Source organism: Rhodopirellula sp. MGV, assembly GCF_002251265.1.
Lineage (GTDB): Bacteria > Planctomycetota > Planctomycetia > Pirellulales > Pirellulaceae > Stieleria > Stieleria baltica_A.
Genome location: NZ_NPDI01000043.1, coordinates 1 through 26,710, shown reverse-complemented (window position 1 = coordinate 26,710; position 26,710 = coordinate 1). Strand labels below are relative to the sequence as shown.

At 55.2% G+C, this 26,710-nt stretch carries 20 protein-coding genes; 10 read left to right on the top strand and 10 right to left on the bottom strand.

Annotated features, from left to right (window positions below; translation table 11 throughout):
- The 7 genes from CGZ80_RS15685 (at position 1) to CGZ80_RS15650 (ending at position 11,999) form a co-directional block, all read left to right on the top strand.
- Positions 1-1,179 (top strand): DUF1559 domain-containing protein, encoded by a 1,179-nt coding sequence (locus tag CGZ80_RS15685; protein WP_094416101.1) that lies wholly within the window; start codon positions 1-3, stop codon positions 1,177-1,179.
- Positions 1,180-1,231: 52 nt separating this feature from the next.
- Positions 1,232-2,161 carry a DUF4465 domain-containing protein gene (locus tag CGZ80_RS15680; protein ID WP_233148451.1) on the top strand — a complete coding sequence of 310 codons (930 nt, stop codon included), beginning with the start codon at positions 1,232-1,234 and terminating at the stop codon, positions 2,159-2,161.
- A 201-nt stretch (positions 2,162-2,362) separates the two neighbouring features.
- Positions 2,363-5,227, top strand: a complete 2,865-nt coding sequence (locus CGZ80_RS15675) for a ribonucleoside-diphosphate reductase subunit alpha (protein ID WP_094416099.1) — start codon at positions 2,363-2,365, stop codon at positions 5,225-5,227.
- Between the two features lie 137 nt (positions 5,228-5,364).
- The gene (locus CGZ80_RS15670; protein WP_094416097.1) at positions 5,365-5,646 is read left to right on the top strand and encodes a hypothetical protein; all 282 of its coding nucleotides are present in this window, start codon (positions 5,365-5,367) and stop codon (positions 5,644-5,646) included.
- A gap of 27 nt (positions 5,647-5,673) precedes the next feature.
- Positions 5,674-6,690 (top strand): ribonucleotide-diphosphate reductase subunit beta, encoded by a 1,017-nt coding sequence (locus CGZ80_RS15665; protein ID WP_094416095.1) that lies wholly within the window; start codon positions 5,674-5,676, stop codon positions 6,688-6,690.
- A gap of 678 nt (positions 6,691-7,368) precedes the next feature.
- Entirely contained in the window at positions 7,369-8,364 is a 996-nt protein-coding gene (locus CGZ80_RS15655; RefSeq protein WP_094416091.1) for a hypothetical protein, read from the top strand.
- The gene (locus tag CGZ80_RS15650) at positions 8,361-11,999 is read left to right on the top strand and encodes a response regulator (RefSeq protein WP_094416089.1); all 3,639 of its coding nucleotides are present in this window, start codon (positions 8,361-8,363) and stop codon (positions 11,997-11,999) included. The genes CGZ80_RS15655 and CGZ80_RS15650 overlap by 4 nt, the downstream gene beginning before the upstream one ends.
- Positions 12,000-12,107: 108 nt before the next feature.
- Here CGZ80_RS15650 and CGZ80_RS15645 read toward each other — a convergent pair whose 3' ends face one another.
- The 4 genes from CGZ80_RS15645 to CGZ80_RS15630 form a co-directional block, all read right to left on the bottom strand.
- The gene (locus CGZ80_RS15645; protein ID WP_094416086.1) at positions 12,108-12,914 is read right to left on the bottom strand and encodes a DUF4198 domain-containing protein; all 807 of its coding nucleotides are present in this window, start codon (positions 12,912-12,914) and stop codon (positions 12,108-12,110) included.
- 112 nt (positions 12,915-13,026) lie between these two features.
- The gene (locus CGZ80_RS15640; protein WP_409994551.1) at positions 13,027-13,548 is read right to left on the bottom strand and encodes a DUF2271 domain-containing protein; all 522 of its coding nucleotides are present in this window, start codon (positions 13,546-13,548) and stop codon (positions 13,027-13,029) included.
- 55 nt (positions 13,549-13,603) lie between these two features.
- Positions 13,604-14,290, bottom strand: a complete 687-nt coding sequence (locus tag CGZ80_RS15635) for a PepSY-associated TM helix domain-containing protein (RefSeq protein ID WP_233148450.1) — start codon at positions 14,288-14,290, stop codon at positions 13,604-13,606.
- A gap of 9 nt (positions 14,291-14,299) precedes the next feature.
- Entirely contained in the window at positions 14,300-15,370 is a 1,071-nt protein-coding gene (locus CGZ80_RS15630; protein WP_094416082.1) for a DUF1559 domain-containing protein, read from the bottom strand.
- Positions 15,371-15,704: 334 nt separating this feature from the next.
- Between CGZ80_RS15630 and CGZ80_RS15625 the strand changes: the two genes are divergently transcribed.
- Positions 15,705-17,366 carry an alpha/beta hydrolase-fold protein gene (locus CGZ80_RS15625; protein WP_233148449.1) on the top strand — a complete coding sequence of 554 codons (1,662 nt, stop codon included), beginning with the start codon at positions 15,705-15,707 and terminating at the stop codon, positions 17,364-17,366.
- 15 nt (positions 17,367-17,381) lie between these two features.
- On the opposite strand, the gene CGZ80_RS15620 is transcribed toward CGZ80_RS15625, so the two are convergent.
- Genes CGZ80_RS15620 through CGZ80_RS15605 form a run of 4 tightly spaced genes read right to left on the bottom strand, consistent with a single transcriptional unit; the run spans position 17,382 to position 22,696 of the window.
- Positions 17,382-17,771: a DUF2306 domain-containing protein gene (locus CGZ80_RS15620; protein ID WP_198953706.1), complete on the bottom strand. Its 390-nt coding sequence runs from the start codon at positions 17,769-17,771 to the stop codon at positions 17,382-17,384.
- On the bottom strand, positions 17,768-17,920 hold the full coding sequence (locus CGZ80_RS29255) for a DUF2256 domain-containing protein (RefSeq protein WP_094416080.1): 153 nt from the start codon (positions 17,918-17,920) through the stop codon (positions 17,768-17,770). The genes CGZ80_RS15620 and CGZ80_RS29255 overlap by 4 nt, the downstream gene beginning before the upstream one ends.
- Before the next feature lies 1 nt (position 17,921).
- Positions 17,922-18,806, bottom strand: coding sequence for a polysaccharide biosynthesis/export family protein (locus CGZ80_RS15610; protein ID WP_158222715.1), 885 nt, complete (start codon positions 18,804-18,806; stop codon positions 17,922-17,924).
- Between the two features lie 26 nt (positions 18,807-18,832).
- The gene (locus CGZ80_RS15605; protein ID WP_094416076.1) at positions 18,833-22,696 is read right to left on the bottom strand and encodes an AsmA-like C-terminal region-containing protein; all 3,864 of its coding nucleotides are present in this window, start codon (positions 22,694-22,696) and stop codon (positions 18,833-18,835) included.
- A 639-nt stretch (positions 22,697-23,335) separates the two neighbouring features.
- Between CGZ80_RS15605 and CGZ80_RS15595 the strand changes: the two genes are divergently transcribed.
- Positions 23,336-23,728 (top strand): hypothetical protein, encoded by a 393-nt coding sequence (locus tag CGZ80_RS15595; RefSeq protein WP_094416071.1) that lies wholly within the window; start codon positions 23,336-23,338, stop codon positions 23,726-23,728.
- 23 nt (positions 23,729-23,751) lie between these two features.
- Here CGZ80_RS15595 and CGZ80_RS15590 read toward each other — a convergent pair whose 3' ends face one another.
- Together CGZ80_RS15590 and CGZ80_RS15585 are read right to left on the bottom strand one after the other, a co-directional pair.
- A complete protein-coding gene (locus tag CGZ80_RS15590; RefSeq protein ID WP_094416069.1) occupies positions 23,752-24,411 on the bottom strand; it encodes an HAD-IA family hydrolase in 660 nt (219 codons plus the stop codon).
- Positions 24,408-25,709, bottom strand: coding sequence for an MFS transporter (locus tag CGZ80_RS15585; RefSeq protein WP_094416067.1), 1,302 nt, complete (start codon positions 25,707-25,709; stop codon positions 24,408-24,410). The genes CGZ80_RS15590 and CGZ80_RS15585 overlap by 4 nt, the downstream gene beginning before the upstream one ends.
- Before the next feature lie 94 nt (positions 25,710-25,803).
- On the opposite strand from CGZ80_RS15585, the gene CGZ80_RS15580 reads away from it, so the two are divergent.
- Positions 25,804-26,697 carry a DeoR/GlpR family DNA-binding transcription regulator gene (locus tag CGZ80_RS15580; RefSeq protein ID WP_143543954.1) on the top strand — a complete coding sequence of 298 codons (894 nt, stop codon included), beginning with the start codon at positions 25,804-25,806 and terminating at the stop codon, positions 26,695-26,697.
- The last annotated feature ends 13 nt before the right edge of the window (positions 26,698-26,710 follow it).

The window sequence follows — 26,710 nt, the reverse complement described above, 5'->3', positions numbered from 1 at the left end:
GTGGAAAACCGGACTGACGACGAATCCGCATTGAATCCGCAACTCGCGGTTTCTGTCACCTCGCCATGCAATCGAGTCTGCCGTTTGAACGGCGACGCGGTCTGCATCGGTTGCGGCCGCACGCGTCAGGAAATCGGTCGCTGGGCAGTTTCCGGATACCAAGACAAAACCAGCATCAAACGTTTGGCTTCTGCCCGGTTGCAAGCGATGCACCAACCCTCGGCAACAATCCTTTCTGCACCAGACGCCGCTAAACGTGGCTTCACCTTGGTGGAGTTACTGGTCGTGATCGCAATCATCGGAATCCTTGTCGCGTTGTTGCTCCCCGCCGTTCAAGCGGTCCGCGAGGCGGCGCGGCGAGTGCAATGCGTCAACAACGAAAAGCAAATCGGACTTGGCATCCTGAACTATCACGCCGCCTACAAGAAACTGCCCGTGGGCGGCGCGGGAATCGTCAGCCTAACGAACTGGGCCATCCGTAGTCGCTGGCGGCCGAGCTGGGGATCAACGATCTTGCCGTTTATCGAACAGCAATCGCTCTACGATCAACTGGATGTCACGATTCCTTACCTGGCACCGGAGAACCTCGATGCAGGCCGCAAGGTGGTTTCAACCTATCTGTGTCCTTCCGCGCCCAAGATGGAGTTGACCCGACCAAATGGCGACACGCTGTCATCACCACTTCGGTTCGGACGGACAGACTACGGCGGCAACTATGGCGAACGCGGATTGCGCTGTGCTCCGCTTCGCAACTGCCCGAACAACTATTCCGACATCGGGATGACCGATTCGACCGGGCGTGGCGTGTTGCTGTTCGGCAAAGATCATCAGATCGCGCTGCGTGATTTGCTTGACGGAACGACTCACACCATCGTGATGGGCGAGTCACCCGAAGGTTTGCATTCGATTTGGGTTGGTCACAAAAACCTGTTTGACCAGAGCGCACCGATCAACGCGCAGGTTCAAGCGACAACCAGTTGGGACGCCTGCCGTCCGGGGCTATCGAGCCCACAAGGTGACTTCTGTGACTTCGGTCAGGAGTTCCATAGTTACCACGTCGGCGGAGCCCATTTTTTGATGGCCGATGGATCGGCACACTTCGTCTCCGAGTCACTCGACTTGAAGATTTTTTCTGCCTTGCTGTCCCGCCGCGGTGGCGAGGTAGTGACATCGTTTTAATCGCTCGGCCGATGATCGGCTGACACCATCACCATCTTTCGTTTTCACAACCATGTACCGAACACTACGAAATGCCGCCCTCGCGATCGCGATGACCTGCACCGGCGTTGCCAGCGCCGAAAACCTTGTTGACTTTGAATCGTTTTCGTTAGGCGCTGAGGGCTACTTCAACGGACCGACCGCCAACGCCGTTGCGGAAGAACGACAATACTGGTGGGGAACACAAACCGAACAAGTTGGCACCTTCGACGTTCAAGGCGTCGACTTTTCGAACAGCAGTGCGCCATTCAGTTGGGGTGGTTTTGCGGTCAGCAATCACACTGACAATTTCACCCCTAGCTTCGCGAACCAATACAGTGCGTTTCCAGGCGGCGGTGCAGGTGGATCGTCCCAATATGCCGTCGCATTCGGATACCGCGATACACAAACGACCGCCTTCATCGGCGAAGACATGCTGTTGGACCCGACGGACGTCAGCCAACTGCAACTGCTGCCCAGCATTTATCTCCCCGAAGGTGCCATCGCGACGAGCATCGAAGTTGCTAACACGACCTATGCGGCGTTGACGATGCAAGACGGCGACGCATTCACCGAAGCTTTTGGCGGTCTCAGCGGCAGCGACCTTGACTACCTGACGCTGTCGATCTTTGGTGTCAACGCAAGCAATCAGGTGCTTGCCGAATCGATCGAATTCAACTTGGCCGACTACCGCTTTGCGAACGATGAAGACGACTACATCCTCGACACATGGGCTCAGATCGATCTGACCTCGCTCGCCGGCGCACGAAGCTTGCACTTCAATCTCGCTTCCTCCGATATCGGCGATGGCGGTATGAACACACCGTCGTACTTCGCGATCGACAACTTGGCGATCACCGCGATCCCCGAGCCAAGTTCGTTCGTACTGCTTTCCGGTGTCGGCCTGATCGGCTGCACCCTTCGCCGCCGACGCGGCACACAACGCAGCAACCTCTCTGCCTAGGACCTCGTGTCCTTCACCAAGCTAGCCTAGCCATGCACTTGAAGCGGGAGCAACGTTCTCCCGCGAATGGCTGACCTATTTCGTCAGCGTCCCGCTAGCACCTCCCCATTTCATTTTCCAACTGCCTGCTTTTGAAACTCATCAGCAGAGCAGGGCGGTCGTACGCGCGCCTATCACAGAAGATTTTTAAGAGCGAAAGTAATGAGTACCCCATCGATCGGCGAATTATCGGTCTGTAAACGAGATGGCCGCGAGGTCACGTTCGACCCGCAGCGAATCGAAGTGGCTTTGCGAAAAGCATTCCGCGCCGAACGGAGTGCCGACCGGCCGACCGCAGAAGAAACACTCCCGACGGAAATCGAAAACGACATCCAAGCCATCGTCCAATCGGTGGTCGAGGCTGCCGCCGAAGCGAACCGTGAAACCACGATCGGTGTGGAGCAGGTTCAAGACATCGTCGAAATCGGCTTGATGAAACGCCAGCACTACCGCGTCTCGCGGCGCTACATCCTATACCGTTCCGAACAAGCTCGTGTGCGTGCTGTCCGGCAACAAGACAGTGATCTGTTGGACCGTCCGGGAAATGGTAATGAAGCGGCTGCGACATCAAACATCCCGTTTTATGTAACACTTGAACCCGGCGTCCGGGTCCCCTTCGATGCCACACGACTGGAGCGATTCCTGACCTCGATTCCAGCTGCTTCGGCGAGCGAGGTTTCTACGTCTGACATCATCGACGAAGTCATTCGCAGTGGCTTCGACGGAATGACGACGGACGACCTTGCGCGTTCGCTCGTGCTTTCCACTCGCTGCCGCATCGAACGCGACCCGGCATTCGACCGGTTGGCCGCGGCACTGCAACTGTCGATCCTCTACCGCCAAGCACTTGGCGTGACGCAAACCGCCGCTGACTTCGAACGCGTGTATCGCGACCGGTTCGAACATTTCCTGATCGAAGGAATCCGCGAAGGCAGGCTCTCCGAACAACTTCGCGAGTTCGACCTCGCCAAACTGACCGCAGCTCTGCAGCCGCTACGCGACACCCAGTTCCGCTACCTTGGCGTCCAGACGATCTACGACCGCTACCTGTTGCACGTCGATGGCCGGCGTATCGAAACGCCACAGTATTTCTGGATGCGAGTTTCGATGGGGTTGGCTTTGGCTGAATCCGCCGACTCGCGAACCGACCGCGCGATCGAATTCTACCGATTGCTGTCGTCCTTCCGTTTCACCAGCGCAACGCCAACACTGTTCAACAGCGGCACTTGCCACCCGCAGCTCAGCAGTTGTTACCTGACCACCGTCCAAGACGACCTAGAGGACATCTTCGCTTGCATCAGCGACAACGCGATGCTTTCGAAATGGGCCGGCGGCCTAGGTAACGACTGGACCAACGTCCGTGCGACTGGCTCGCTCATCAAAGGTACCAACGGAACCAGCCAAGGCGTGATCCCGTTTTTAAAAGTCGTCAACGATGCCGCCGTCGCGGTCAATCAAGGCGGCAAACGCAAAGGCGCCGTGTGTGCGTACATGGAACCGTGGCACTTGGACTTTGAAGAGTTCTTGGACCTTCGCAAAAACACCGGTGACGATCGTCGTCGTACCCATGATATGCACACCGCATCGTGGATCCCCGATCTATTTATGCAGCGACTTCGCGACGGCGGAACGTGGACGCTGTTTAGTCCTCAAGAAGTCCCCGATCTGCACGACACCTATGGAAAGGCCTTCCAAGAGCGTTACGAACACTACGAGCGTCAAGCCGAAGCGGGAAAGATCAAACAACACCGCCAAGTCCCAGCCGTCGACCTGTGGCGTAAGTTGCTGACCCGGACCTTTGAAACCGGTCACCCCTGGGTCACATTCAAAGACCCGTCCAACATCCGCAGCCCCCAAGATCACGTCGGTGTCGTCCACAGCAGCAACCTGTGCACGGAAATCCTGCTGAACACCAGCCAGGACGAAACCGCCGTTTGCAACCTGGGCAGCATCAACCTTGCCGAACACATCGTCGACGGCAAACTCGATCACCAGCGACTTTGCGAAACCGTCACGACGGCAATGCGGATGCTGGACAACGTCATCGACATCAATTTTTATCCCACACCAAAATCTAAAAACGCAAACACGCGGCACCGCCCTGTGGGCTTGGGCATGATGGGATTCCAAGACGCACTGCAGCGACTTGGAATCAGCTATGCCAGCGAAGCGGCCATCCAGTTTGCCGACGAAAGCGCCGAAGCGATCAGCTATTACGCGATCCTTGCATCCAGCAACTTGGCCAAAGAACGCGGGACCTATCAAACCTACAACGGTTCGAAGTGGGACCGTGGTCTGCTGCCGATCGACACCCTGGAACTGCTGCAACAGGAACGTGGCGAAACGCTCGACGTCGACCGCGGAAGCACGCTGGACTGGCAACCCGTTCGCGAAGCCATCGCGGAGCACGGGATGCGAAACAGCAACTGTTTGGCGATCGCACCAACGGCAACGATCTCGACCATCATCGGCGTCACGCAATCGATCGAACCGACCTACAAATACCTGTACGCCAAAAGCAACTTGTCGGGTGACTTTATCCAAGTCCACGCAGACCTTGTCGAGGAACTGAAGCGTCGCGAACTTTGGAACGCCGGGTTGCTAGACGAACTGAAGTACCACGATGGAACACTGGCTGAGATGCCAAGCATTCCGCAAGACATCAAAGAGCTGTTCTGCAGCGCTTTCGAGATCGACCCACGTTGGCTGATCGAAGCGGCTGCGCGACGGCAAAAGTGGATCGACCAAGGCCAATCGTTAAACCTGTATGTCGCCCAACCGAGCGGCAAAGCGATCGACGCGATGTACCAACATGCTTGGAAACAAGGTTTGAAAACAACGTATTACCTGCGTTCGTTGGCAGCCACGCAAGTCGAAAAATCAACCGTCGACGTCAACCGCCATGGGATCCAACCTCGCTGGATGAAATCGGCGAGTTCATCCTCTTCGATCCGTGTCGACCGTGCTTCGGCAACCTCCGGATCGGTTTGCAGCATCGATGATCCCGATTGCGAAGCCTGCCAATAGGTTGTGATCACGACTCACGAACAAGCAGGCATGCTCGGCGATGCCGCGACCTGTCGCGTTGGGGCAACTCGCTGGCCAACGCTCGCCGACATGCCTGCCCATTGATTCCTTTTAACGCTGAATCCCCAAGGCTGTTCATGCGGTTTTATCAACAGTGGATCGAACGTGCCTTCCGTGTTGAACACCGTCCAGGGATTGCCCGATCGTACTGGCGCGTCGAACCGGACGGCACCATCATCATGCTGACCGACGAAGGCGGGTTCGACCTGCCTAGCCGCGACGGACCGTTCCTCGCGATTCACATGGATCGCGACAACAACGTCCTATGCGGCCCCGAGTGCTTACCCACACGCCTTTCACTGGCCGTGTGGCTGCGACCGCGATCGACGTGCCCCATCCCCACCGACCCACGAATCTAAACCATCACCTCCATCGACCGATACGAAATGAACGAACGATTTGCCGCGACCGAAAAACGACTGATCAACTGCAACCAAGTCGACGTCAACCAATTGATGCCCCTGAAATACAATTGGGCTTGGGAACACTACAACAATGGGTGTGCCAACCACTGGATGCCAACCGAAGTCCCGATGACCAAAGACATCGAAACGTGGCGTGGGAACACACTGACCGATGCCGAACGTCGTGTGATCATGCGCAACCTCGGTTTCTTTTCCACCGCGGAAAGCTTGGTCGGCAACAATCTTGTCCTGGCAATCTTTAAACACGTCACCAATGCCGAATGCCGCCAGTACTTGTTGCGTCAAGCATTCGAAGAAGCCGTTCACTCACACACGTTTTTGTACGTCGTCGACAGCCTCGGTTTGGACGAGGGTGAAGTGTTCAACATGTATCACGAAGTCCCTTCGATCGCCCGCAAAGACGCTTTCGAAACCGAGCTAACCGCCGAAGTCCTGCGGCCAGACTTTACAACGGCAACTCCTGAGGGTGCGCAGGCGTTGCTTAAAAACCTGATCGGCTACTACCTGATCATGGAAGGCATTTTCTTTTACACCGGCTTCGTAATGGTGCTGTCTTTCCATCGTCGCAATTTGATGACCGGCATTGGCGAACAGTTCCAATACATCCTGCGCGACGAAACCATTCACCTGAACTTCGGCATCGACTTGATCAACGGCATCAAAGCGGAGAACCCTGAGCTTTGGTCCGAAACGTTTCAGCAACAGATGATCGAACGCGTCCGCCAAGCGGTCGAACTGGAAATCGAATACGCGGCCGACTGCTTGCCAAACGGCATCCTAGGACTCAACACCAATCTGTTCCGCGATTATGTCCAACACATCGCCGACCGCAGACTGGAACGAATAGGCTTGCCGATGCAGTATGGGTCTAGCAATCCGTTCCCTTGGATGAGCGAAACAATGGACTTATCGAAAGAAAAGAACTTCTTCGAGACCCGAGTGACTGAATATCAATCCGCTGGAAGCCTGCAGTGGTAGCAGATCACTCCGTATCAAAATGAGACAGGGGTCTCACAGATTGAGATCTGATAGCAAAGAAAGTTAGGGTTTCACGGCAGAAATTCTTTGGAATAGCAATTGCAATAACCAATGCTTCGACATCGACCCAAGATTTACCGGAGCATGTGATGTTGACCCTCTTCAGTGCGCTATTCGCAATCAGCCTGTTATTCATTGTGACCGAGATCGCTCGATCGCCACAAATCAGTGACCAGCGGATCTCGAACCGTCAATTGAGCGAGTCTCTACGGTCGTCTCGCCCTTCGCTCCGAAAAAGCAATGGCCAACAACAACGCTCGAAAGTTGGCATTTAATCAACGTCTCACTTCGGCAACGTATCGATGATCAAATCGTTGGCGTTGTCGAGTTTGGTTTGAAGCACTGTATCTGGAGCACAGTGAATCTGGAGCACAGTGAATCTGGAGCACAGTGAATCTGGAGCACAGTGAACGTTTCTTGCTGTTCGCTTACGCACACCCAAGCTTGCTTAGCTTGCTCAGCCAACCACCGCGGCTAGTGTGCATCTGCATGGCGAATGAAGGCTTTCCGTCAGCCTAGGGAAATTGCTGCAATGAGCAGGCTGACTGGGGCGATTCCTCACTACACCCCCCACTGCGGTAAGACTGCAACGCCTCCAACCGAAATCGGATTCATGGAATGGAACCGGACGATCGAGCACGTCATCTGCTACTTCTTGCGGCCATCCTGCTTTGCGGTTTCTTTCGCATCGCTAGCACCGGCACCGTAAACGCAGACGAGCCAACGCCCGCGGTCAGCGTCGACCACCTTTACGCGCGGATGGTTAGAGTTCACTCGGACCTCGAAACGATCGCGACGTTCATGGGACGGACACCTCACGAGTCTCCGGCGTTTGTCGTTCGAAATGTTGGACCACGAGAAGTTTACTTCCAGTCCTTGGTACTGTTGCGATTCACCAATCGCTTCGCTTTCGACCATACCCGCAAACTTTGTCCGCCGGTCGATACTTCGGCCGAATCAGACGACTACGCCGAAATCGACCGATTGATCGGCGAGACACTTCAGCGTCTCTCTTCGATTCGAGAGTTGTACGGAATCGCAGGGGCAACACTAAACTCAACCGAAGCGAGTGGGGTGACGCCGGTAGAACTATTCGAGTCCGTCGTGCTTGCCAACCGTAAACTGAATGCCCTTCTTGATGTGCCGATCGCCCCCGGTGATGTCTTCGAACAAGTCACCGTGGGAATCGGATACACCTCACGGATTTTGGAACAATCCGCCGTCGGTCAGGTCATGCCTTCGCCGCCGAACTTTGAACCGAATAAAAAACCAGCGGATGTGTACGCGAGACTGCTTGGATGTTTGCGAACCATCCAACGGATCGCCGAAAAATCGGGACTGGAAATACTTGAACTTGATTCGTCCGATCGAGGATTTAACAACGTACAACCCGGTGACGTACTCAACTTGGCTTCGCTAGTCGTGTCCGAGATTGCGTACCTGCATTCACAACTTCCTAATGCCTTGCCACCCCGAGAGGTTTATTCGACCGGTCGAAAATTTCCGGCGCATGTCTACCAACGTGTTGGGATTTTAGAACGCCAGCTTCAACGCCTCGATGAGGTTGTCAACGCTGACCCGCATTGGCTTTCAGCCGGTAGCAGTGACAAATGATCGAGTTGCTCCCTGACGAAGTGCCGCGTGACGAATTCGTCGCCAGAAAGCCGCTGCGGACTCAACTGCTAAAGTCACACTTGGCAATCGCCGCACTCGGTCTCGCGGGACTGGTGATCGTTCTGATGTTGTTGCTGACATTGCGATCTCACACGCTTCGGCTGACGGAAGTTCGCGAGCCAGCCGCCCAAGCATCAATGCAAATAATCACCGGAGTTCAACAATCACTCGCGGGACTTCGCGGTTGGATCGTTTCAGGTGATCCCGCATTCTTGGACGCGCGTGAGTCAGCTTGGCAAGAAATCATCACGCCTTCGCTTCAGCAACTCGGTCAAATTCGCACGAAGCACGACGAAATCGTGGGGATGCAGGATTTGGAAACGATCGAGTTGTGTTTGATGGACTTACACGAAACTCAATGGTGGATCGAAGACGTCGCCAACACGCCTGGCAATCAACCGCTACGTGTGTTTTACAACGAACGCGTGCGACCGATCGGCGACAACATCGTCAATTCGATTACCAATGTGATCGACTTGGAAAAACTGCATCATGAAAGTGGTCGTCACTCGTTGTTAGCCGCGATGGCGGACGTGCGTGGCTTTTTCACACGCTGCCAAACGGTGCTACTGCGGTTGCTTGATCAAGAAGGCGACGTCGACACGGCCGCCTACCAACAATGGCTTCAAATCGCCGAAAGCCAACTGCAATTTTTGATCGACCATCAATCGGAAATTGATCCCGAACAACGCCAGATCGTCAATCTCATTCAAGGCGAATTCCGAGCATTCAAATCACTCGCAGAAGTTTTATTTCGACGGGGAACATCGCAACCATGGAATGTAGCGCGACATCGATTGAATACCGAAGCCGTTCCCGTCGCACTCGAAGTGACAACGTTGCTCGACCAACTTCGAAGCACAAACCTTGACTTAATGGACAAAGAGTCCAAACGAGTCTCGTCGCTCACCAATTTCATCGCATCACTTTTGGTCGCGATGACATTGATTTTGTCGGTCGCTTCGGCGAGTATCGCGAACTGGATTGCCAAACGGTTGTCGGCTCCGATTGTCGAACTGACCGAGGCCACCGTACGCCTTGCAGAAGGCGACATCGACGCGCCTGTCCAGATGAATTCGAAAAACGAGCTGGGTATTCTGGCTCGCCAATTCAACGACATGCGAATCCGTCTGGTCAATGAAAGCCGAGCCTTACGTGAAGCCAAAGACGTTTTGCAGCGAAAAGAAAAATTGCTCCAAGAGGTGTTCAGTTCCGCGCCCGTCGCAATGCTAATGATCAACGAATCTGGCGAGGTGGCACTTACTAATCTTCAAGCCGAGTTGTTGTTCCGCTATGACAGCCAACAGCTAAAGGGCATGACAATTGACCGTTTGTTTTCAGAAGATTTCCGGGATTTGCATCGCCAGCATCAGCAATCGGATGAACCTACTGCCGTGCACCGCATGGGCGGCGGCATCGAGCTTTCTGCCTATCGTCAATCTGGCGAAATGATCCCGATCGAGATCGGTTTGACACCGGTCCAGACCAGCGACCAAATCTATGTGTTGTGCGCGATCGTCGATCTTACCGAACGCAAGCAACAAGAATATCAACTGATCCAGTCGCGTGAAGATGCGTTGCGTGCCTCGCGAGCGAAGAGCGACTTCCTGGCAAACATGAGCCATGAGATTCGCACCCCGATGAATGCCGTGATCGGTCTAACGAATTTGGTGTTGCAAACGTCATTGGACGAGCTGCAACGTGATTATCTGGAAACCGTCTCCGATTCAGCCGAATCACTGCTGATTGTCATCAACGACATCTTGGATTTCTCCAAGATCGAAGCCGGTAAACTAGACCTGGAATCGCACGACTTTGCACTTCGCGAACTGATTGGCGATACCCTGAAAACATTCGCACTCAAAGCTCACGAAAAGAATCTCGAGCTGTCTTGTCGGATCGCGAGTAACGTCCCTGATGTTGTCATCGGCGACGCCGGACGGATGCGTCAAGTGATCCTGAATTTGGTTGGCAACGCCATCAAGTTCACACCCGCCGGACATGTGCTGGTCAACGTTGCTGTCGATATTTTGGATCCGATCCCGTCCAACCTCGTCAAATTGCGTGTCAGTGTTGCTGATACAGGGGTGGGGATTCCACAAGACAAGCTCTCACGTATCTTCGAGAATTTTGAACAGGCTGACACTTCAACCACGCGGAAATTTGGCGGCACAGGACTAGGGCTTTCAATCGCCTCTCGTCTGGCCGAAGCGATGGGAGGCCAAATCGAGGTCGAGAGCGTTCTCGATGAAGGGAGCACGTTCCATTTCACCGCCGTGTTCCGACGCAGCGAATCGATGACAACGACTCCCTGGCGTCAGTTGATTGAAAAACTACAGTCGACTTATCTGTTGGTCGTCGACGACTATGAAATGAATCTCGTTATCTTGCGTGAAATGCTCGAGACGCATGGAATCCATGTCGTCACCGCATGCAGCGCCGAACACGCGATGCAACAGCTGCACTTGAGTGAGTCCGAGGGCAAAGCGTTCAGCATGATCATCTCGGATTTCAACATGCCCGGGATGAACGGTTACGAGTTCGCAACGACGGTCTCACAATCTCCCAGTTACTTTTCCAAGATCCCATTCTTGCTGCTGACATCATCCGGCCCTGAGGGTTCGCCGAGTGAATCGACCGCACCAAACATCAGTGGCAGCGTCCGCAAACCGGTCAAACAGTCTGAACTCTGCGAATTAATTGTTCGAGCACTCAATGTTCGTGAAGACGTCGAAATCAAATCGTCCGTGCCGTCGGCAAGACGACGAAAGCAGACCCCCGATTTAAACGCGCTGTCCATCTTGCTTGCCGAAGACAGTATCCCCAATCAAAAACTCGCCTTGGCGATTCTGAATGCCGCTGGCCACCGTACCGTCGTCGCCGAAAATGGCCTCCAAGCTGTCGAGGCCGCGACCGACCAGGAATTCGATGTGGTGTTGATGGACATTCAAATGCCAGAAATGGATGGATTTGAAGCGTGCGCAAAAATTCGTGAACTTGACGCCCAACGCGGACAGCATACGCCAATCGTCGCGCTCACCGCCCATGCGCTTGCCGGCGACCGCGAGAAATGCTTGTCCGCCGGTATGGATTCCTACGTTGCCAAACCCGTCAATCCAAAGCAGCTTTTCCGCGCGATCGAGATCGCCATTCTCGGTGAGCAAACCGACGAAACACAGTCGCCGAGGTTTATGATTGACAAGCCTGCCGAACCAATCATCGGCGACCTTGAAATTCCCTGGGCGCTACTCCTCAAACACGTCGGTGGCCAGCCAAAACGTTTGCAAGAGATCGCGAGAAACTATGCCGACGAAATCCGCTCGGCAACCGCAGGACTCGCACAGTCTTTGGATCCTTGGGACCCGTCGCAAAGCAACCAGTACGCGTTGCAGATCAAAAAGGCCATTCGATTCTTTCGCCAACGCGACGCGATCGAAACGGCAGAGCAACTCGAGTCGTTCACCGGCGAGGATGATGGTGTCGCATTCGAACGGACCTTCGACCGTTTGGAACCACGAATCGATTCACTTCTCAACGCGATTGATCAATACATCTCGTCGATTTCCGAACCCTAACTCGCGATGATGTCCGCGTATCAAAAAAGGGCACCGCGAAGAATCCAATTCTTCGCAGCACCCCGGAGACGAACGGTTCGTTCACTTTGACGAGAACGGTTGCAAGCCCTACTGTGGCAACACTTCCAGCGTCGCGGTGTAACTCAGACGGCGCTGAGTCGCGTTCGGGATCGAGGTGTCTGTGTCGTTTTTCGACGTCGACAACCAATACATGCCAGCTTCTGGCCACTTGTACGAGAACTTGCCCTCGTCATCGGTTTTAACCCTGGCCGAATCCTGAGCGTTGCGATAGCGTGTTCCACCTTGAATGATCTCGATTTCCATCTCAGGTGCAGGCTTGCCATTGACCAACAATTGGAACGTGCCTTCTTCACCAGCGTAAAGGTCGTTGGGGTGTGATACCGGAGCGAGTTCGATTCCTTCACCGGTCGATTCGAGCGCCGTACCAGTTGGCGCGCCGTTGGTGACGAACGTTTCAACGCGTCCGATCGACTCCGAAATGCTGACGTTCGTCGCACCCTCTGGAATCACGCCGTCAAACGTAGCCGGCGTCCCACGCCAGCGCTTGCGTTCGCCGCCTTCTTCCCAGCTGGCAAACATCCCCTTGTTCAACACGGCGATACGGTACGTGCCTTGTTCTTCGAGGGCGACGTCAAACACGCTGCGGTACTTGCCGACGCTCTCGTTTTGCGCGGCGACCTCTTTTCCTTCAGGTCCGATCACCACCAAACCGTCGAGCCCCAACGGAAAGTGATTGAAGTAAAACAGGTCATTTGAAACCGCGGCGTCGACGGTCACCCAAGGCTCCGATCCAGACAACGAGGTCTGCGACGGGCGTAACCAGACTTTGTGGGCAAAACAAGTGCTCGACAACGCAACAAACGACGCGACACAAAACAGTGCAGTACGGATCATGAAACAGTCCTTCAAATCTTAAAGAGACAGAGTCAGTGTGAATTTAAGTCAGTGTGAATTCGAAAGCAGGATTGGCAGCGTGCTGATCTTCGGATGAAGCATCAACATGCTGTTAAGGGGTGATTGTCAGAACGACTTCACCCAATTCTTTTCCGCCGCGAACCTTGATCGGCTCAGCGGTCTTCTTTGGCCATTCAAATGAGATTTCGACCAGCTCTCGGCCGCCCACTTCGCGTGACGCTTCGACCAACAACGTGTATTTGCCAGGCTTCAGCTTTGCCAACTCGCTATCTGCGGTATTGAACTTCAGTTCGTGCTTGCCGGCAGGACGCGTTGCCGAAGAAATCCCATCGACGGGCATCTCCAATCCGCGGCCCGACCGCCGCCACCATTGACGCAAATCAGGCAACCACTTGGTTCCATGGCCTTTTCGCGAGCCTCGAATTTGGTACCAAACCGCTAAATTCGCGGCGACCTTTTGGTCTTCGTCCTGAACCCAAATCGCAACATACGGACGGTGATACTCCGATACGTCAAGACGTGGTATTTCCACGTCCAACGACAACTCGGCCGCAGCGATAGGAGCGGTCCCCATCACGAGCAAAACCAACCACGCTGAAAAGGTTCTCATCAGTGGATTCCTCTGTCATTCAATGAGTCGTTTGTCAGTTAATCTGTCTGTCAATTTCTTAATGCATAAAGATCGCGATTAGTAACCACGGGCCGAGAAGCCCCGCGGCGACCAATGGCCAAGTCATCGAACGACGCTTGGCATGCATCGCCAACAGCAATAGCCCGCTTAAACAAAACACCATGGTGGCAACCGAGAACACGTCCAGAAAGTATTTCCAAGCCGTTCCCGTATGCCGGCCTTTGTGCAGATCGTTGAAATAAGCGATCCAACCACGCTGCGTCGCTTCAAACTCGGCTTCACCCATCTCACGATCGATCGCCAACCAAGCGTCCGAACCAGGCCCCTGCATCGACAAGTAAACTTCGTCCTCGGAGAATTCCGCTGGCCGACCTTGAAGGCTCATACCGATCTGCTCGCCAAGGCTTTGGGCCAGTGATTGCGGCAATGTGCCGGTACCTTCAACGGGCAACGCCGTTACCTCGGAACGTTGCTCGCTCGCCAACTGAATAATTTCAGACTGGCGTTCCGGCTCCGACTCGATCTCTGAACCATGGTTCAACGTGATCCCGGTGATCGCAAACAACAGCATCCCGACCAAGCTGATTGCCGAACTGATCCAGTGCCACGCGATGAACTGCTTCATCCAAAAAGAACGGCGGTTCTTGCGTCGAGGCTTCTTCTCGACGCCAACACTATCGTTCGAATCAGTTTCTGAAATCGGTTCAGGAGCGAGGGCACTCACCGTGTTTGCCTAGTTGTTAGCGAAATCGTTCACGTTGGTTTCGCTTCCATGCCGCGTCCACACCGCGTGCCAGACATCGCGATCGATCGAGTCGGTGACGAATTGGACGCTGCCGTCACAAAGCCCAACCGTGACACCACCCGGATGATGGCTTCGTGCCGCCGTCACTTTGGACGACCCGCGAACAAGATCGGGTACGATGGCGTTCGGTGTCAATCGCCCATTCATGATCGGCCCATCCGGCGAACACCCACGCAACCAGAACGACAAGCGATTCCCATTCCACTCGGGGATTGTCGGCCAGAGGCCTTCCAGGTCCTTGTTGTCTAGTAACACGAGCGTCGGGGCATCGGCCGCCATCGCTGCTCGATAGAGCTGTGTCGTGTTCTTATTGCGACCAAGCTCGGCCATCGTTCCACTGGGACCGCGAAGCGATTCCGCAAACGCCAACGTATGAGTCGTTCCGTCCAGAACCGATGCGAAACGAATCTTCGCCCCGACCCAGCAAAGCCCGTCGGCTTCGTCAAAACTGGGGTGGAAAACGCCGTCCATTCCGCTGCCTTGATTCATCGCATAATTCGAACCCGCAATCGTCAGACTCTCGCCCGAGGGCATCGTGGTCATATGCGTCGGGGACTCAGGATCGCTGGGACACAGGTACGTCGGAACCGCAGTCCCGGCCGCCTCGCGAAGCCCCTCAGGGATGTCCGCGATCGCAGGGTGTCCAAGATACAAGTTGAAATCAATCAGGTCCGTCAACGCGACCTGCTCTAAGAACGGCAACAACTTTGCCATCGGCGAGTAATCATTCGGATAGCCGCCGGGCCAAGCGTATCCGGCATTGGGAAACCGCTCGCGATAGACCGACGCATAGTTGTGCAGCGCCAACCCGATCTGCTTCATGTTGTTGCCGCAGCTCATCCGACGTGCTGCCTCGCGAGCCGCTTGGACCGCCGGAAGCAACAACCCCACCAAGATGCCGATGATCGCGATCACGACCAACAATTCGACCAACGTGAAACCGCGTGATGCAGCGGTGCGGTGCGTGCAATTGGAATGAAATCGTTTGCCAAGACTCATGTACGTGTTCTCTTAAACTCGCGCCAAAGGAATGTAAAAACAAGTCGCGGGATGGGACGTCTACCCGGTCCACGCGGCGGGCCGAATCCCGCAAGGTTGGCTGGCTAAGAGAAGCACTCGATCGCTCGCTGCCCAGAAAACTAATGCTATTGCGAATCAATTGCAACATCGTCAAACAAGGATTAGTTTGGAAAACAACATTTCGCGTCGAAACGCCGTTGAGATGAACTCAATGGAGCATTCACGCCCCTCGGAAAACGAAAGCGTTTTCGCTGTCGCGCACTGCAAATCCGTCGTCGCGTCCCACCACCTCCATCCCTCAGGCTGAACGTTGATGTCAACCTTTGCCGCGATCTCCGACAACGCGCTCGCCACCTCGGCGATCTTCCTCGCGCTGCTCACCACGCCGTTTTCCACGACGCTTTCCGCAAACAATCAAACCGACAGAATGCTCGGTGCGGGGGAGTCGTTGGAAGGATCGCTGGATGCCAACCACCCAATCACCATTCGTCTCAATGCGATCGAAGGTGACTACATTCGCGGCCAATTCACAGGCCAGGATGCAACACTGTCGCTTGTCGACAGCAACCAGGCGCCGGTACGAAGACTCGCCAAGGGGAACGGCGAACGCGAGAGTTTTTACTTCGTTCTACCTCAAGAAAACTCAGTGCGTCTTCACATCACCTCCGCCGTTCCAACAACGGTCGAGCTCGAACTCGCTTCAATCGTGCCGGCTTCCGAGCAAATGCCGCCGCCACAATCACCCGCAAGCCCGCGGCTGAAAGCATTACAGCGCAGCATTGCCCGAGGCGAAAACACACAATCGTTTTGGAACGAAATCGAATCCTCCGGCGCACCGCTTGTCGAGTACGAAAACGTCACTCCTCCGCTCGCTGACGACGAAGCCTTGGTCACGTTTCTCTATCGAGGTGCTAAGAACCGAGCGCAAGTGTTCTCAGCACCATCAGGCGACCACGATGAAATGGTCCGTCTCGAAAACACTGACGTCTGGTATGCGAGCTACCGCGTCCCACGTTCGGCACGACTGAGTTACAAACTCGCTCCCGACGTGCCGCAACTCAACGAATCATTCTGGGACCGTCGCCGCGCCATTTTGGCCACCGCGCAACTTGACCCACTCAATCCCCATTCGTTTCCCGAACATCCTGTCGATCGCTTTGCCGGAGAATCGGTTCTTGAACTACCCAGTGCTCCCGCGCAACCCTGGCTGGAATCCGAGCCTAAAATTCCGACCGGCAGCGTAACACCACATCGCATCACAAGTGACATCCTTGGCAACACCCGCAACGTGTTCGTCTATCGCCCGTCCGGATATCAAAGCGATGATCCCGACAACGCTTTGATGGTGGTCTTCGATGGCGAACGCTATGTCAACGATGTCGACGTCCCACACATTCTGGACCGATTGATCGCTGCAAAACAAATCCCGCCCACCGCTGCGATTTTGATCAGCAATCCCAGTCAAGCGTCTCGCTCCAAAGAACTGCCGTGTAACCCCGACTTCGCCCGATTCTTGTCCGACGAATTGATGCCTTGGGCACGCCAAGAACATCTGACCGCCGATCGGTCTCGAACCGTTGTTGCGGGCGCTAGCTATGGCGGTCTGGCGGCCGCCTACATCGGGCTCACACTGCCCGAGATTTTTGGCAACGCCTATTGCCAATCAGGCTCGTTCTGGTGGTCGCCAGGCGCCAAACCCGGCAGCCCCCAAGCGGACCCCGAATGGCTGACGAGGCAGTTCGTCAGTGCCGACGTTTCCGATGTCAACTTCTACCTCGAAGCCGGATCATTCGAAGACCACGGTGACACCAGCATTTTCAAGTCGACGCGACACCTCCGCGATGTCTTACAAGCCAAAGGCTTTCAGGTTCAACATCGCGAATACGCAAGTGGTCACGGCTACTACTACTGGCGTTACAACTTTCCAAACGGGGTCATCGCGTTGCTTGGGGACGCACACGACAACAAAGAATAGGTTTCAAGGAAGACGTCAATCGCCAAAGAACAGTTGGTGCAGGTAGCGTCCCGGAAACAACGTAAACGATCCAGCAATCACGATCGCACCGACATACGTCATCACCATCGAAATCTGGTGCCCACGTACGTTGCCGGTCCGCACCGCATAGATCGCGTACGGCAACGAAACGAGTGTGATCACCGAGAACGTGTGGATAAAACCGAAGTGCAGAAACAACCGTCCGCCGGCCCGTGCGGGCATGCACAACGTGATCGCTGACGTCAGCAGCATCAGTCCCACATAAACGCGGCCAACCACACGATGTGGCTGCGAACCTTTGCGCAGCAACATCGCCGCGATCCCCAATCCAATGCACGGCACCACCGTCACCAGGTGCGCGAACATCAACGTTTCATAGCTCAACCGAACTTCTCCTTCTTAGCCTTGTTGCGACAGGACTCCGAGCAATACTTCACCTCGTCCCAACATCGCTCCCACTTCTTTCGCCAGACGAACGGACGTCCGCATACCGGACAGATCTTCGTCGGTAAGTTCGGTTTCTTGTGAGCCATCCTATTTTTTCGAGTAATCGCGACAATGGGGGCAGCTCTTTTCATTGCCCCATGCGGTGCTCTGTTTGACGTCTTCCCAAATCGACATGCTAGGCACATAAATCCGATCGCCTGGCATCAGTTGGTAGTTCGTCGACACATCTCCCAACTGTAAAATCTGTTGATAGCACACCGGATAGATCGCCCGCTCTTGGCCGTCCGGCTGTGGACGCGTCAAAATGATTTTGTGGTCGTTGCTGCGATCCGTTAAACCACCAGCGGCAATAATCGCGTCCAACACGGTCTCATGCCCAACCAGCGGATACGATCCTGGCGCATTGACTTCGCCCATCACATAAAACAAAGCACTCTCTTTGTTGACCAAGCGGACCGTCACACCAAAGTCTTCAGACTCCGCTGGCTCGACGGGCAAACCCAGCGAATTACCACGGTGTGACGCCAGCTCTACTTTGCGTTGCCGCTTTGCCAGTTCCGTTCGCGTGACAACTCCTTGAACCTGCGACTGGATCTCTTCCGCCGACATCCCGGCGACTTTCAAACGCCCGTACCCACCAAGCTCAATCGTTCCGTCTTGTTGCACCGTCTGGTCTGACGACAATCGGATCGGTGAATTAAAGTCGTTCGGTTCGATCACCAACACGTCGCCCGCTTCGACGCGGTGCGCCGGCAAACTTTCCTTCGCTAGCTCAGTCGGAATCATCTTCGGGTGCCCCGCCTTTTGACGGCGTTTACTGGCCGCCGAAAGCAACGGATGGCCGCCAGCTGAAACCGGCAATCCCAGCGACGCGGCCGTACGGCATCCGACCTGGCTGGAACAGACCGCCGCGATCAGCAGTCCGATTACAAGCGATCGCATTCCCATCGCGAAAACGTTTGTCTGTTTCATGATTCGATCCATCGATACTTCTAAAATTATCTTCGACGTTGGTTTTCTTTGAGTTGTGACACGTTGGTCACCGCCGAGCCAAAGCTGCTGGTCAAGAAAAACTTAACCGCGTTTTGGCCGAGCTGTTTTCCGGTTTGCAAACGCAGCACCGGGCGACTAGCCGTCCCGCCGACATGCACGTTCACCACGCGATCCTTTAATAATTCGTTTGCCTTGACGATCAACGCGACCGGTGCAGGCGCCGCCAACATCAACGGCGAATCCAACAGCGACACCAACTGATCCGTAGGGCTTTCCGAACTGGTGCTCGCGACCACATCCAAGTCCAACGACTGGTTGAAGTTCGCTTTACCAGTTACCAAGACCTGCACGTTGCTTTGATACACCGCGACCTCATCAACATGCACGATGCCGTTACCAATTCGCCCGTACGCGATCGCGCCGTCTTGCCCGCGACCAGGTGTGGGTGCGGACAGCGTGACCATCTTCGGTAACTGATCCAAAATCGGAAACTCCATCGCTTCGATGTTGGACATTTCAAAGTCATAGGTGCCGACGATGTCATCGATCGAACGCGCATGCTTCGCACGTAACGTGATGTCTCCATCAACAATGCCCGAACCCGCTGAGCCGCGTTCCATCAATTTGGCTAAATCGACGCGTTGGATTTGCACTGACGTCACGGTATCCAAGCTTCGTGTGTAGCGACCTTCCGACGCGACGCGAACGGTCCCGCCGCCCAACGAAAGCCGTCCCGCGCGACATTGCCAACGCGCCGTCATCCCCGCCGGACGAAAACTCCAATCGACAGGAAACGTGGCTTGTCGAACGCCCACTCCGGCGGCAACCAAGTGATCAACCTGCACGTCCGCTCGGCCCGAAATCACAGGACCAAGTCGACTGCGCAGCCGCAGCGTCGCCGCCCCGGAAAGATCATTCACACCGACAGCCGATGTCGCCCGACGCAAATTCACCCGGCTAACCACACAATCAAAGTAGCCCGACGGAATTCCAGCAAACGTCAATGCGCCCGATCCATTGATCCGCCCATCGGCGAAGCGACCTTGCAAACTGTTCAGTTCGACCCGCTCGGGATGCACGACCGCGTCCAACGAACAGATCTGTGAGAGTCCGACACCGTTGTAACGAAAGTCTTCCAGTGCGCCGGAAACCTTACAAAGATGCCGCCCGTCAAATGCATTCGCTTCTCGAACACATTCTCCCGTGATCACCCCGCCAACCGAACGCAACTCTGGTCCCAATCGCAACGCCGAAACGATTTGATCAACCGGCAAACCAACCAACTTGGCTCGACCAGCGACAGGCACCTTTTCAATTTCCATCGTCGATGACGACGCGAACGCGACCAACTGCTCCAAACGTGTGGATGCGGTCCCGGTGAAGCGACCTCGTAACACGCTGCCGTCAACTTGGCTGCTTAACCGTTGATCAGCAACGGTAACGGTGGCACGGTCAAGCTGCAACGGAATCCGCTGAACCGATGCTTGCTTGGTCCCTAGCCATGCGTTCCCGGCGAGCGATTCTAAACTTGCCAAGGAAGTAACTTGGAAGCCACCCTGCAATAGCCCCGTCGAGGGCAACGCTTGGCCAGACAACGCGACCAAGGCAGGCAATTGAATCTCTGAAAACTGTCCCTGAACTTGTGTCGTCGTCCAATCCAATTCATTCATTTGGGCCGCCACCGAAAATCGGCCGCCAAAGCAATTGTCGGACATCGTCTGCAGCTGCACCCCATCTGGTGTCAGCTCCCATTGCAAGTCCGCATCGCCAACCGCAGAACCTTGATAGCTCGCTTGCCGCAGGCTCGCTAAACCAGATGCCACAATCTCATGGGCTCCGGTCTTTAGATCCGCAGTGACATGCACCTTGCCGTCCACTTCGGCGAGTCCTTGTACAGGGATGGCCGCATCCGAAAACTTTGCGACTAGCTGTCCGATCTCGTCCAACAATACGCCGTCGATCGCAAGACTTGCGTCCAGACTTGATTGATCGTCGACAAGACCATTCAACAACAACTCACCGGTTGCATTTCGCCAGCGGAATACGAGCGGTGTTGATGTAATCTCGCCCTGCTGAAGCTGCACCTGCCAATCGATGTCCGAAATCCGTTCGCCAACCACGCCAAGATCATTCAGTCGCAATTGTGTTGTCGCTTGCCAAGCAGCAACATCAGTGACTTCCGACAGGGAACAGGATGCCTTCAGCGACGTGCTTAAACGCCCCTGAGGCGTAAGTGATTCGAGCCCAAACTGTTTGATCAGAGTGTCGGTTGGCTGAACCGAGCATTCCAATTGCGTGGTCAGCACCTTGTCACCAACCAAGTGTGCCTCGACGCTTGGCGATAGCTCAACGAGCGCGTCCTTGGCAACATCGCGAACCACGATCACATCTGAACGAATCGCTGCGATTCCGTCTCTCAATTCACAACGGACTGCGGCGTCATCAACACCGAAGCCGAACGCGTTCAATTCTTTCCAATACAGTTTCGATGCGATCACCGCCGCAGTCGGTTGGCTCACCGATTCCAGCGGGACGACAAAACTCGCATCGGCAGCAAGCAGACCTTTCGCATTGGCAACGCCAAACCGATCCGCGACCGCGGCGATTTGATAGGGCGACACCTGCACCGTTCCCGTCGCTTCACCCGACATCGCGGCAAAGTCGTTGATCGATGAATCGCCATGAATCTTGGCCTCGAAAACTGCGGAGGGCAGGGCGATCGAAGCGATTTCGATCTCATTGGCAACACAACGGGTCTGACCGGCAAAATGAAGTTGATCGCCAACCAACTTTGCCGAAGCCTGAATCACAGCCGCAGCGGTCAGATCACCGGGTGGCAACTCAGGCAGCTCACCGGCAAGCGACTTGGACAAGTCCTCGGCCAACGGCCCAAGCTCAAACGGTGATAGACGCAAATCGAACGTGGCCGACGGATCAGGCGATTGCAAATCAACACGCGAAGCAATCAAAAACTGTGCATCGAAGGGGTTCGCCATCACATCCAAACTCGCGTGGCGATTGTCGAACGCACCCGCCACACGCACCTGTTTGCAAACCTCGCCCAATCGCTGTGATCGAATGTCATGCAAATCAACCGTCAAGCTGACTTGGCTATCAAGCAAATTTTCTGAGATCGGAGGATGTGAACTGCGCAGCTGAAAATCCAGCCCGGCGTTCACCGCTTCCACATTCACAATCGCGGGGACGAGCGGCAACTCGGCGATCCTTTGGCTGTCCAGCTTGATACCTAACAGATCAACCGCGCTGGTCCCGGCAAATGTTTTCGCATCCAACTTGCACTGGGCGACCAAACTGCCGCCGAACAATGCGGGAATCGTGACTCGCGCATCAATGTTCCCTTCGCATCGCACATGCACATCAACATCGGTAACCGATAGAGACTGCTTTCCGATCTGATGCACGGCGAACTCCGCATCATTGATAATCACATGATGCACCGGAATCACACCGATCTCGCCGCCTTGTGATTCGGAGTTTGATTGCGGAAAGACGCTGATCAACTTGCCCGCTTCATCGAATCGCAAATGGCCTTGAGGGTGATCGACGATGACAAGCTCCAGCCAGACTCCATCACGAAGCCCACGCCGAAGCGACGGAACGATCGTCAGCTTGTCAAACCCTACTTGCACCTCACCAGGCTGTCCGGGTTCCTCAACCACCAATCCTTCGATCGTCCAACGATCGGAATTCAGCGTTACCGCGGCGACCTCAACCCGTGTCGACAACACCATCTCTGCGCCGCGGACCGCGGCCCAGCGAACGATTTGATTGCGGGCCATGAACGCAGCGATCAACCCGATGCAGCAAACCAACAACACGCGGCGGAATAGTCGTGACCAATAACGCATCGTCACCCCACCAATCCGTTGGCGTGTGATCGATCCATGACGTCAGTGCAAATTCGGCTTGTTGCAATTCGATGCAACATGCGTGTGTCCCAGTGGTCCAAACATTCGAAGCAGTGTGCGGTATGCGTTTAGCAATTCCAAACAACACATCGAAAGGCCAGACTTGCGGCCCGATCGCAGCCCCGCATCCTAATGGTTTCAGTTTCACGGACGCCCAAGTCACCAAACGTCGGCAGAAGACTTGCCCAACCTGCCGCCTCGCGTTCGGCAATGATCACGTTCCTTCTCACAACGTTTGCGGAACAGAACACGACCTTTCGTGACGGCTGAAACTGAAAAACAACAGCGGTTCGTCGAAAGAATTCAAGCTGTTTTCCCCACGGCCGATGCGATGTTTCCCGCGCGCTGAACAACGCGTGAATTCCGTAGAAACTTTTTCCCTCGACAAGCTCCTGTCACGAATTCGCAATCGCGAAAACAGTGCCGCAACGGTTTGGTCGCGTGAAACGAGACACGCCGTGAAACACCGTAAAAACCGCAGTGAAATGTCGGCATTCCGCATCCCTCAATTTTCGGGGATTCAGTTGCGCGACCCGTCCAATCATGACCTACGGTTCAGCAACCACCCAGAGGAGATTCATGCGTATCGTAACCGTCCTATTGATGATGATCGTCACGTCGTCGGCCGCCATTGTTGTCGTTGCCACTCAAGAGTTTCAGTCGCAAAAAGCTGAAACGAAGAAACCGTCACCAAAACAAGGCAACACCTATTTCAGCGACATTGTGGCGACACGAGACCGCGAGCTGCTCGATCAATTCATGGCGACGCTCAACCCGACGATCATGCAGGAATGTGCCGCCGAACATGACCTCGGTCACACCATCGACCTCGACTACTTGGCCAGCTGCGGTGATTTCGATCTGTACGCCAAGTACCTGCGGATCTCTAAATTCGAGGCCGTCAAAAAGTTCGAATACGTGATGCTGTACTCGTCATCGAAACTCGAATTCGAAGAGCGTCTCGCGCGATAGGCGTCGTCGCTTGATGCACGCCACTAGGCCGTACGAAGACGCGCAGTATCGCTGGCACTTTGATAAAGGTTCCAGTCTTGGATCGATCCGATCGTGCCGTGTTCTTGCGCCACGACGGCGTGACTAACTTGAATCACATCGATCCCCGCACTATTTGCCGCCGCAATCCCTGCCGCCGAATCCTCGAAGATCAAACACTGAGACGGCTGCATCCCATGACGCTCCATCGCGAGTTGGAACCCTTGCGGATCAGGCTTGCTACGCTGTGTCTCGTCAGCCGTGATCAGCGTTCGCGGATGCGGCAACCCCGCCGCATCCAGACGCGTCATCGCGAGCCGCCGTGTACACGAAGTCACAATTGCCCAACGCGCAGGATCCAGCTGACTGAGCAACCGATTTGCTCCCGGCACCTCGACCACATCGCTCGCGTCAGCGATTTGGTACTCAAGCAACAACTGATCTTCCGCCAGCGCATCCAAATCCGGACGCAACTCGGCGACAACCGCGTGCCCCTGGCGGCCTTCCGAGATCGCGAAGATGTCCGATTCGGCGACCTGATGGCGTCCTGCAAAGTCACGCCACGCCCGTTTTACACTTGCAGTCGAATCGACCAGCGTTCCGTCCAAGTCGAACAACAATAACGCTACTTCATCGACCAACTTTGTAAACGTCTCTGCGTTCATAAAATCTCTCCTTGTAATAAGGTGTTCTCTTCTTTGACTCGGATCGCGTCATCCGTTGATCGGTCCGCAGCTCCCGCACGCGTGACGATCGCAGGAGCCCGCAGGACCTCTGCCATGGCCGCAACAACACTGGCAACCGCCAGCGACGCGGCTGGAACAAACAACGCGATTCGTAATGAACTCATATCGGCGATCACGCCAATGACTGGCGGCCCAAACAAAAACCCGGCATAGCCAATCGTGGTGACGAGTGCCAACGTCTGCCCCACGCGTCGCACGTCTTTGCCGCAGGCTCGAAACGCAGATGGAATCACATTGGCCAGCCCTGCGCCTGCGAACATCGCCGGGACATAGGCCATCACCGGATTGCGTGTCATCAAAACCAGCATCAACGAAACGCTGGATACCAAGCAGCCAATGATGATCGTCCGACGATCACCAACCGAATGCGAGATCATGTCGCCGGCGAATCGGCAAACCGACATCCCGATCGCAAACGATGCATAGACAAAACCCGATCCCGTCGTCGCCGTTTCGACGGTAGGACCTTCGCCGGGCTGAAACAGTTTGACCAGCCAGTCGACCATCGCGCCTTCAGCAACCAAACAACAAAACGCGATCGTGCCAAGTGAAACAACAGCTGACAACGGATAGGCACTGCGATGTTCCGCTTGCCGTTCCGTATCGCTGACGCCTGCCGCTGCTTCGGTTTGTCCAGCGACTTGTACCCCAGCCGTGCGATCTTTCGCTCCAGCCGCAATCACGATCAACACCATTGCCGTCGCGATGATGGCCGAATACCAAAATGCAACCATCGCCGGTTGGTCATTCAAGATCAAACCAAAGGTCCCCGCACCAACGGCCGCGCCCAAGCTGAAACAGCCGTGCAACTTGGACATGAATCGACGGCCCGACAGTCGTTCCGTTTCGATCGCGCTCGCGTTCATCGCAACATCCATCGCACCATGGCAACCGCCAAAAAAGAATGCCGCGATCGCAAGTTGGCTAAGCTCGGAAAGCCCCACCACAACCGGGAATAAAAACAGGAACCCGACCCCGGCAGCAAGACTGACCGTTCGCGTCCCTAATGCCTGGATCGCACGTGGCGTCAACAACATCGCCACGATGCCGCCCACCGCAAAAGAGAGCAGCACGACGGACAGCAACGATTCGCTCAGTCCCGCCTTACGCCCCACGATCGGGATCGCCGTCGCCCAGCCGCCAACAACGAGACCATTTGCTAAAAACAGCCCAATTGGCTGCAACAAACTGCAATAAGTTGCTTTTTCGTGCGTCATATTTGCATATTATCGCTTAACATTGCAGATTCAAGCATCAAAGCTGCACCAAACTGCAACTTCATCATTTAGATCGTTACGGGAGATTGGATTCGTGCTCGCATCCGAACGTCGGGAAAGAATCGCTCATTGGGTCGACGAACATGGGCAAGCGAGCCTCGACGAATTGAGTCAGCACTTTGAGGTTTCGACCGACACGATCCGTCGCGACCTGAATGAGTTGCACAAAGCGGGAAAGCTCCGGCAAGTTCGCGGGGGTGCGTTGCGGCATTCCGAGGATCCGTACCCGTACCAACGTCGGGCGATCCGGGGCATCGAGGAAAAGCGTTTGATCGCCAATCGCGCCAGCGAGATCATCCCCGAAGGCATCGTGTTGTTTTTGGACCTTGGCACGACCGCTCTGTGTCTTGCCGAAGCAATCGCCCATCGCAGTGACCTGACGGTTGTGACCAGCAACCTTCCTGCTGCCGTACGCCTTGGCGAAGGGGGCAAGGTGACGACGATCGTTCCTGGCGGACAAGTCGACGGCGCGATTCAAGGACTTGTTGGCAGCGCGACATTCCAGCAACTCAGCACGATTCATTTCGACATCGCGGTGCTCGTGCCACGAGGCGTCTCGGCATGCGGTCACCTCACCACGGCAGCCAATGAAGACGCGCAGATCAAGCAGCTCGTTCGGGAACGAGCCGACCGTAGTCTTTTGATGGTGACTGCCAACAAGCTTGGCGTCAAAGGCGCCTTCCAATTCGCCGAACTCGAAAACGAAGACACCTTCATCACCGACGCCGGCGAATCACACTCCCTCCTGAAAAGCATCCGCCAAAACACCCCCGAGCTAGAACTCTACTCCGCCAACATTAGCCGTACGGCGCTAACCGCGGTTCCCGACCACCAACCACATCCCCGGACAGAACCGGGCCAATCACCCAGCGGTAAAAATCCCCGATCCACCCAACGTCCCCAACCGTTCGCTAAACTGAATTACTGACAACCTCTCATTG